Below are 9,245 nucleotides of genomic sequence, written 5' to 3'. Positions count from 1 at the left end.
GGTGGCGCAGTACGGCCTCGGCGGCCTGCCAGGCGGAGTGCAGGGTGCGGGCGTCGACCAGTTCGCGGCGTTGGGCGGCGGCGCCCTTCTCGGCCGCGGTCAGGGCCAGGGAGGCGTGCCGGTAGGCCAGTTCGGCGGCGATCAGGGCGCTGCGGCTGCGGGCCTGCTCGGCCGTGGTGACGGTGTGCGCGGCGCCCGTCACCTGCTGGGCCAGCTCGGCGGTCCGGCCGCGTTCCTGCCCGGCGCGGGCGGAGAGTCTGCGGACGAGCGTACGGGTGCGGCGCTCGGCGCCCGCGTGGATGTCCCGGGCACGGGAGCGGGTTCCGGCGGCCTCCACGATCCGGCCGAGGAGGTCGACCGAGCCCGCGGTGAAGTCGCGCTCGGCGGTCAGTTCGGCGCGGCGGCCCAGCTTGTTGCCGAAGCCGCTCACCAGGTCGGCGAGGCCGTCGGTGTCGCGGGTGTCGGTGACGGCGCGGAGCAGCAGGTCGGTGAAGTCGGAGTCCTTCTTGACCGCGAAGAGCCCGGCCGCCTCGCCCTCGTCCGCGTTCATCTCGCGCTGGTAGCGGAAGAGTTCGGGGTCGAGTCCGAGATCTCCGAGGTGCTCGTTCCAGCGGTCGTGGATCTCTTCCCAGTGCACATCGAGGTGCTGGTAGAACTTGCCCGCCTCGGTCAGGGCGTCGCGGAAGCCCTTCATCGTGCGCCGCCTGCCCTGCGCACCGGAGACGCCTTCGACGGGCCGTCGCACGGAGGTGGCCTCGGCGACCGGCAGGGAGTCCAGGCTGAGGCCGGGTCCGGGCCGGAAGGAGTACCAGGCCTCGGCGAACTTCCGCGGGTCGTTGGAGACCTGCCGGCCGCGCCATTCGCTGACCTTGCCGACGACCACGCACTCGCCGGTGAGGGTGTGCTGCCACTCCAGGGCGACGTGCCCGCAGTCGTCGGCGAGCAGGAACTTGCGCAGCACGCCGGAGCTGGCGCCGCCGAGGGTGTTGCGGTGGCCGGGCAGCATTACCGAGAAGATCAGTTTCAGCAGTACCGACTTGCCGCCGCCGTTCTCCAGGAAGAGCACCCCCGCGGGGGCGGGGCGGCACGGCGGGCCGACCGGCTCCTCCTCGAAGAACTCCGCCTGGGCCGGGGCGGGGTTGGGCACGGGCTCGCCCACTCCGCGCAGGTCGAGCACGGTGTCGGCGTAGCGCGCACCGGCCGGCCCGATGGAGTAGAGGCGGACCCGGGACAGCTCGTACATGGCGGCGGACTCTCGTCGTTCAGGCAGCGGGAGGGAGAAGGCGGTGGTGGGGCGGGCCGGTCAGGCGTGGAAGGGCAGGCCCGCGTCGGCGGCCAGCTCCAGGTCGTCGGGGTCGGGCGGCGGCAGCAGTGTCGCCGTGCCGTCGGTGACCGGTACGACGCCGAGCTCCAGCAGTTCGGCCATGGCGGCGCTGCCGGCCATGTCGCGGACCTGGAGCTGATAGCGGGCGGTGGTGCGAAAGGCGCCGCCGGCGTCGTCCCCGGTGCGCTGGAGGAAACCGGAGTCGGTGAGGAAGGCGACGGCCTTGCCGACGATGCCGGTGGTGGAACCGGCCAGTCGCCGGGCGTCCTTCGTGGCGCCGGTGGAGCTGCGCCGGGCGTAGATCCGCCAGGCCGCTTCGAGTCCCGGGGCGTCGGTGGCCGGGTCGGTGTTGTCGCCCTGCTCCTCGGCGCGCTCCTCCAGGCGGTGGCACGCCTGGCGTACGAAGGAGTCGACGCCGTTGACCGTGATCCGGCCGATGTACGCGTCATCGGCGAGGTCCTCGGGGCGGGGGAAGGCCATCGCGGCGACCGCGAGGTGCGCGAGCCCGTGCAGGAAGCGGTCGGCGGAGTCGGACGAGGCGCGGCGCGCGTAGTCGCCCATGCGGACGGCGAAGACCGAGTCCTCCCCGGCGGTCACGGCCATGCCCGCACGGGTGGACACCTCCAGGACGACCAGGCCGAGTCCGGTCGCCACGGCGTCCGCGAGCCGGGCGAAGGCGGGCTCCTCCCGGTAGCGGCGGAGCAGTCCGGCGTATTCGGCGTCGCGTGCGGGCAGCAGCTTGGGCTGGAGGCCGAAGGCGACGAGCCGGGCGGCGTCGGCCGCGTCGGCCGGGGTGACGGGTGGAGCGGCCGCGGGACCCACCGGGTCGGCGGGCCTGGTGACCTCGTTCGCGTACGCGGCGGTCGGCTCGCTCCACGCGTCGGTGTGCTGTGCGCGGTGGTCGCTCACGACTGTCGCTCCTTGCTCCGGGAACTCTTCGGTACGGGGTGGACGGCGCCCGCTCTCGCGGTGTCCGTCCCGGGCGGCGCGGTCCGGTCCGGGCCCGTGGCGTGGGTACCGGCGGGGGCCTGCCGGGCCGGCGCGCACCGGGCCGCGTGTGCCGCGCCCGTCACCGCGCGCAGCGCGCCGGTCATGACGCCTCCGTACGGTCCGCGGCCATTCCGGCCGCGTCCAGCAGAGCCGTGCCCACGATCAGGTCCGCGCCGCCGAACTCCGGGTCGTCGAGCTGCGTGCCGTCGTCGACGGAGAACAGCAGCCGCTGCTCTCCCTGCCGGTAGGCGGTGCCGACCGGCGGGCTCGCGGCGTGCACCGCGAGCAGGGCTACCAGATAGGGCAGTTCGGGATCGCGGCGCCGGGCCTCGGCGAGGAGTCCGGAGAGCCGCCGCGGGGCGTCGTGTTCCAGATCCAGGAGGTCCATGGCGCTCGCGAGCTGCTCCTCGCTGAACCTGCTGTCGTCGGGGGTGGCGATCAGGTCGGGCTCGGGCATCTCGGCGCCCAGGTGTTCCCGCTCCAGGGGCGGGGTGAGCAGCATGTCGACGAGGTCGCCCAGCCGTACCGAGGTGGGGGTGCGCAGTCCGGTGCCGTGGGCGAAGAAGGTGTCGGTGACGCGGATCGCCTGTTCGACGGGGAGCGGCAGCAGCGGGGCCACCAGCTGGCCGTACAGATCGAGGCCGGTGCGGGCCGTGGGGGTGGCGAACGCCTGCCGGTCCTGTTCGGCGCGGAACAGCGGCCCGGCCTCCAGCAGGCGGGACTGGAGCTGGGTGTGGCGGCGGATGCAGTCCTTGACGATGTCGACGAGCTCGGCGGCGCGGCGTTTGTGCTCGGGTTCCTCCGCCTCGTCGCGCGCCTTGCGGATGTTGGTGAGGATCGCGTTCTCGTGGCGGTAGCGGTCGGCGACGTGATCCAGCGCTTCGGCGATCATGTCGGGCACCGCGTTGAGCCAGTCGACGGCGCGGACGTTGCGCCGGGTGGCCTCCAGCGTCTTGCGGAGGGTTTCCGCGTACTGCACGGTGCGGTAGCGGGCCTGCTCGGCGGCGAGCTGCGCGTCCGCGAGGCGGCCCCGGCTGATCAGGACCTCCAGCTTCACCTCGGCGGCGATCTGGGCGCTGGTGACGTCCGTGTCGAGGGCGCCGACCAGGACGTTGACCGCTTCGTCGGTGGCCCGGAGGTAGACGGTGCCGCCGTATCCCGGGACCTCTTCGATCAGCTTGAAGTCGTAGTCCCGGCGGACGTACACCCCGTCGGGGCCGAACGTGCCGTACACCGCGCGGAATCCGCGGTCCACGCTGCCGACGTTGATCAGGTTCTCCAGCACCCAGCGCGCGACGCGCTCGTGCTCGGCCGCGGGGCGGCGCGGGGCCTGGGCGGCGACGCGGGGAAGCAGCCTGGTCACTATCTGGTCGTGGTCGGCGCCCGTGTCGAAGTCCATGTTGAGGGTGACGAGGTCGATCGCGGCGAGCGCGACCTCGGCCATCGCGTAGACCGTGTACTCGCCGGCCAGATTCGCCTTGCGCACATCGAGGTCGTGCAGCGGCGCCGTGCAGGCGAGCGCGCGCAGCCGCCGCGAGAGCCCCTCGTCGGCGGCCGGGCCCGGGGCGGGCCGCGGCCCCGCGCTGAGCTGGGGCGCAGCGTTGTCCGTGTAGGCAGGCGAAGTCACGATGCACAGATTAGGTCCTCACCCTGACAACGGTCGAAACGGCGCAGAAGCGACCCCTTGTCCGGGGCCGGTCTTCGGCGGCGTCGTCGCTGTCACCCGGTGCGTTCCGTGCGGTCGTCGCGGTCCGGTTCCGGGGTTCCGTAGCCCCCGCCGCCCGGTGTGCGGAGCACCAGTACGTCTCCCGGTTCCAACTCGGCCGTGTCGCAGCCGCGCAGCGGGGTGGCCGCCCGGTCGTCCGGGTGCTCGATGTACTGACCGCCCAGTGCGCCGGGTTCGCCGCCCGCCATGCCGTACGGCCGGACCCGGCGGTGACCGGAGAGCAGCGCCACGGTGACGGGTTCCAGGAAGCGGATCCGCCGCTCCACGCCGCAGCCGCCGTGCCAGCGCCCGCCGCCGCCGCTGCCGTCGCGTACCCGGAAGCTCTCCAGCAGGACGGGGTAGCGCCATTCGAGGACTTCGGGGTCGGTGAGGCGGGAGTTGGTCATATGGGTCTGCACGGCGTCGGCGCCGTCGAAGCCGTCGCCCGCTCCCGAGCCGCTCGCCACGGTCTCGTAGTACTGGACGCGTTCGTTGCCGAAGGTGAGGTTGTTCATGGTGCCCGAACCCTCGGCCTGGATGCCGAGGGCCGCGTACAGGGCGCCGGTGACGGCCTGGGACGTCTCCACGTTCCCCGCGACGGTGGCCGCCGGGTGGACGGGCGCCAGCATGGAGCCTTCCGGGATCCGGACCTCCAGGGGCTTGAGGCAGCCGCTGTTGAGCGGGATGTCGTCGGCGACCAGGGTCCGGAAGACGTACAGCACGGCCGCCATGACCACGGATTTCGGCGCGTTGAAGTTGCCCGGCTGCTGCGGTGAGGTGCCGGTGAAGTCGACGACCGCGCTGCGGGCGGCCCGGTCCACGGTGAGGGCGACCTCGATGACAGCGCCGTTGTCGGTCTCGTAGCGGTAGGCACCGTCGTGCAGTTCGGCGATGATCCGGCGGACGGACTCCTCGGCGTTGTCCTGCACGTGCCGCATGTACGCGGCGACGGCGTCGGGCCCGAACTGTTCGACCATGCGCCGGAGTTCGACGATGCCCTTCTCGTTGGCGGCGATCTGGGCGCGCAGGTCGGCGAGGTTGGCCTCCGGGTCGCGGGAGGGGTGCGCGGCGGTGGTGAGCAGCTCGCGCGTCTCGTCCTCGCGGAACCTGCCGTCGCGTACCAGCAGCCAGTTGTCGAACAGCACCCCTTCCTCGTGGATGGTGCGGCTGAAGGCGGGCATGGAGCCGGGGGTGATGCCGCCGATCTCGGCGTGGTGTCCGCGTGAGGCCACGAGGAAGCGCAGCTCGGGCGGCTCGGCGCCGGTCTCGTCGAACACGGGTGTCACCACGGTCACGTCTGGCAGGTGGGTTCCGCCGTGGTACGGGTCGTTGATGGCGTACACATCGCCGGGACGCAGTGCGCCGCCGTTGCGCCGCAGCACCTCCTTGATGGACTCCCCCATCGAGCCGAGGTGGACGGGAATGTGCGGGGCGTTGGCGATCAGATTGCCGTCCGCGTCGAAGAGCGCGCAGGAGAAGTCGAGCCGCTCCTTGATGTTGACGGAGTGGGCCGTGTTCTCCAGGCGCACCCCCATCTGCTCGGCGATCGACATGAAGAGGTTGTTGAAGACCTCCAGCATGACGGGGTCGACCCGGGTGCCGACGGCCGTGCGGTCCGGGCGCGGGCGGACCCTGGTGAGCAGCAGGTGGCCGGTGCCGTCGAGAGCGGCCTGCCAGCCCGGGTCGACGACGGTGGTGGCGTCCGCCTCGGCGATCACGGCGGGGCCGGTCACGGTGTCCGCGGGACGCAGTTCCTCGCGGCGGTGGAGCGGGGTGTCCTGCCATCGGCCGTCTGCGAACATCCTTACGGTGTCGCGCGGCCGGGGTTCCGTGCTCGCGCGGGGCGTGCGGTCGGCCGGGCGTGGCTCGTGCCGGCCGGCCGTTCCGGTCGCCTCGACCGAGACCGCTTCGACGACCAGGGGTTTGTCCATGGTGAACGCGTAGCGCGCGCGATGCTCGGCGGTGAATGCCGCGGCCATGGCGGGGGCGGTGTCCAGGTCGACGGGCAGGCTCGAATCCGTACCGGCGTAGCGCAGCAGCACCCGGGCACGGGTGCTGATCGCGCTGTCGGGGACGGCGTCGGCGCGCAGTTCGGCGCGGGTCCGGGTGGCCAGTTCGTCGCAGAGTCCGCCCACCGCGGTCCGGGTCGCCTCGTTGAGTTCCGCTTCCACCGACTGCTCGCGCATCGCGGTGGCGTCGGCGAGCCCGATGCCGTACGCGGACAGCACGCCCGCCAGCGGCGGTACGAGGACCGTGTCGATGCCCAGGGAGTCGGCGACGGCGCAGACGTGCTGGCCACCGGCGCCGCCGAAGCCGGTCAGGGCGTAGCGGGTGATGTCGCGCCCGCGCTGCACGGAGATCTTCTTGACCGCGTTCGCCATGTTGAGCACGGCGATCTCCAGGAACCCGGCGGCGGTTTCGGCGGCCGTGCGCCGTGTTCCGGTGGCCCGCGCCACGTCCTCGGCGAGTGCGTCGAAGCGTTCGCGGACCAGGTCCGCGTCGAGCGGGAGGTTCCCGTCCGGTCCGAATACGGCCGGGAAGTGCGCGGGCTGGATCCGGCCGAGCATCACATTGGCGTCGGTGACGGTCAGCGGGCCGCCGCGGCGGTAGCAGGCCGGGCCGGGGACCGCGCCCGCCGAGTCGGGGCCGACCCGGTAGCGGCGGCCGTCGAAGTGCAGGACGGAGCCGCCGCCGGCCGCGACGGTGTGGATGCTCATCATCGGGGCGCGCATCCGCACACCGGCGACCTGGGTGCCGAGCTCGCGCTCGAACTCCCCCGCGTAGTGGGACACATCGGTGGACGTTCCGCCCATGTCGAAGCCGATGACCCGGCCGAATCCGGCCTGTTCGGAGGTGCGGGCCATGCCGACCACGCCTCCGGCGGGGCCGGAGAGCACCGCGTCCTTGCCCCGGAAGTGGGAGGCTTCGCGCAGCCCGCCGTTGGACTGCATGAACATCAGCCGGATGCCGTCGAGTTCGGCGGCGATCTCGTCGACGTACCGGCGCAGGATCGGTGAGAGATAGGCGTCGACGACGGTGGTGTCGCCGCGCGGTACGAGCTTGATCAGCGGGCTCACCTCGTGCGAGCAGCTGACCTGGGTGAAGCCCGCCTCGCGGGCCGCGGCGGCCACGGCGCTCTCGTGTCCGGGGTGGCGGTAGCCGTGCATCAGGACGACGGCCGCGCTGCGCAGTCCGTCGGCGTGGGCCGCCCTCAGCCGCTCGGTGACCGCTTCCCGGTCCAATGGTGTGACGACCCGGCCGCGGGCGTCGATCCGTTCGGGGACCTCGATCACCCGCTCGTACACGGCCTCGGGGAGCAGGATGCGTCGGTCGAAGAGCCGCGGCCGGTTCTGGTACGCGATGCGCAGGGCGTCCCGGAAGCCTGCCGTGATGACGAGGACGGTCGGCTCGCCGCGCCGCTCCAGCAGGGCGTTGGTGGCGACGGTGGTACCGATCCGCACCGCGGCGACCCGGTCGGCGGGGACCGGGTCGCCGGGGCCGAGGCCGAGCAGCGCCCGGATTCCGGCCACGGCGGCGTCGCGGTAGCGGTCCGGGTCGTGGGAGAGCAGCTTGCGGGTGACCAGGTGCCCGCCGGGGTCCCGGCCCACGACATCGGTGAACGTCCCGCCTCGGTCGATCCAGAACTCCCAGCGTCCGGTCATCCCTCCATACTGACCCGCGGCGCGGCCGACGGCCCGGACGGCGCGGCCCGCTTCCCCGCTCCCGGCTCACCGGTCGGCGGCGGCCGCCGCGTTGCGCAGCGCCTCCTCGGCCCGTCGGTCGAGGTGTGCGCCGGTGCCGCACGCCCGGTGCCGCAGCCCGGCTCCGGCCAGGCACAGCAGCTTGGGCAGCAGATCGGTGCTTCGGCGGGCCGGCCAGCCGGTGCCTGCGGTGGCCAGCCGGACGACGGGGTGATGGAGTTCGCCAGCCGGACGATGACCATCCGCTGTCCGCGGCCGTTCATGCCGCCACCGCCGTGTGGTCGCGCTGCACCTCGTCGTAGTGGTCCAGGAGCTGATCGCCCACGGCCTGCCAGGTCCGTCCCTCGACCGTGGCACGGCCGGTGACGCCGTAGGCCGCCGCGCGTGCGGGGTCCGCGACGAGCGGCCGACCGCCGCCGCCACGGCACGGGCGTCGAGCGGAGGGGACGAGCAGTCCGGTGCGCCCGTGGTCGACGAGGTCGAGCGGTCCGCCCGCCGTCGGCGCGATCACCGGCACTGCGCAGGCCATGGCCTCCTGCGCCGTCTGGCAGAACGTCTCGTACGGTCCGGTGTGCACGAACATGTCCAGCGAGGCGAAGACCCGGGCGAGGTCGTCGCCGGTACTGCGCCCCAGGAAGAGGGCGCCGGGCAGGGCGGTGCGCAGCGACGGTTCGCTGGGGCCGTTCCCGACGACCACGACCCGGACCCCGGGCATCGCGCAGATCCCGGCGAGGAGTTCGGCATGCTTCTCGGGGGCGAGCCGCCCGACGTACCCGACGATCCGCTCCCCGCGGGGTGCGAGCCGGCGGCGCAGTCGCTCGTCGCGCAGCACGGGCCGGAACCGTGCGGTGTCGACGCCTCGTGGCCACAGCCGCACCCGGGGCACACCGTGACCGGTGAGATCGCGCAGGGCGGCGGTGGACGGGGCGAGGGTGCGGTCGGCGGCGCTGTGCACGGCGCGCATCCGGCGCCAGGCGGTGTTTTCGCCGGTGCCGAGGTAGGTGCGTGCGTAGCCGGCCAGATCGGTCCGGTAGACGGCCACGGCCGGCAGTCCGAGCCGGGCGGCGGCCACCATGCCCCGGGCGCCGAGCACGAACGGTCCGGCCAGATGTGACGAGTTCGGCGCGGTGGGCGGTGAGGGCGGCGGTCAGCCGCCGGCTCGGCAGCGCGACCCGGATTTGGGGACAGCCGGGCAGGGGGAGGGCGGGGACGCGTGCCACGGGGCAGGGGGCGTCGGCTTCGAGCGCGTCGGGGAGGTCCGGACGGGACGTGGTCGTCGCGCCGGCCGGGGCCGGGGCGACGACGGGCGGTTCGTGGCCGCGGCCGACGAGATGCCGGGCCGTCTGGAAGGTGGAGTGGGCCACGCCGTTGACATCGGGCGGGAAGGACTCGGTGACGATGACGACACGCATATCCGTATTGTCGCCACGCCGGGCGTGACCGGGCCGACTTGGATCTTTACCCAGTGCAGCCCCGCGGGGGGTCGTTCATGACGCAGGGCTCGACCGATACGGCCTCTGCCCAT

At 73.3% G+C, this 9,245-nt stretch carries 4 protein-coding genes and 3 pseudogenes; all 7 read right to left on the bottom strand.

The annotated features are described in order from the left end of the window. Positions 1–1,243 (bottom strand): annotated as a pseudogene (locus ABZY11_RS40095) (hypothetical protein); the annotation flags it as partial. A gap of 60 nt (positions 1,244–1,303) precedes the next feature. Then, positions 1,304–2,233, bottom strand: coding sequence for a hypothetical protein (locus ABZY11_RS40090; protein WP_356483890.1), 930 nt, complete (start codon positions 2,231–2,233; stop codon positions 1,304–1,306). Further along, on the bottom strand, positions 2,230–2,418 hold the full coding sequence (locus ABZY11_RS40085; protein ID WP_356483889.1) for a hypothetical protein: 189 nt from the start codon (positions 2,416–2,418) through the stop codon (positions 2,230–2,232). Before ABZY11_RS40085 ends, ABZY11_RS40090 begins: the two co-directional genes overlap by 4 nt. Continuing rightward, entirely contained in the window at positions 2,415–3,941 is a 1,527-nt protein-coding gene (locus ABZY11_RS40080; RefSeq protein ID WP_356483888.1) for a hypothetical protein, read from the bottom strand. The genes ABZY11_RS40085 and ABZY11_RS40080 overlap by 4 nt, the downstream gene beginning before the upstream one ends. A 92-nt stretch (positions 3,942–4,033) precedes the next feature. Beyond that, positions 4,034–7,681, bottom strand: a complete 3,648-nt coding sequence (locus ABZY11_RS40075) for a hydantoinase B/oxoprolinase family protein (protein WP_356483887.1) — start codon at positions 7,679–7,681, stop codon at positions 4,034–4,036. Between the two features lie 66 nt (positions 7,682–7,747). Continuing rightward, positions 7,748–7,918: pseudogene (locus tag ABZY11_RS40070) on the bottom strand (SGNH/GDSL hydrolase family protein); the annotation flags it as partial. A gap of 61 nt (positions 7,919–7,979) precedes the next feature. Further along, positions 7,980–9,132, bottom strand: a pseudogene (locus tag ABZY11_RS40065) (glycosyltransferase). Positions 9,133–9,245 lie beyond the last annotated feature (113 nt).

It is taken from the genome of Streptomyces sp. NPDC006510, from assembly GCF_040611955.1.
Lineage (GTDB): Bacteria > Actinomycetota > Actinomycetes > Streptomycetales > Streptomycetaceae > Streptomyces.
Note: the sequence above shows the minus strand (reverse complement) of the source record. Positions and strands in the feature narration are given on the sequence as shown.

Coding starts and splice junctions, on each gene's coding strand:
- ABZY11_RS40085 (WP_356483889.1), bottom strand. CDS start 2,418: ATGACCGGCGCGCTGCGCGCGGTGACGGGCGCGGCACACGCGGCCCGG.
- ABZY11_RS40075 (WP_356483887.1), bottom strand. CDS start 7,681: ATGACCGGACGCTGGGAGTTCTGGATCGACCGAGGCGGGACGTTCACC.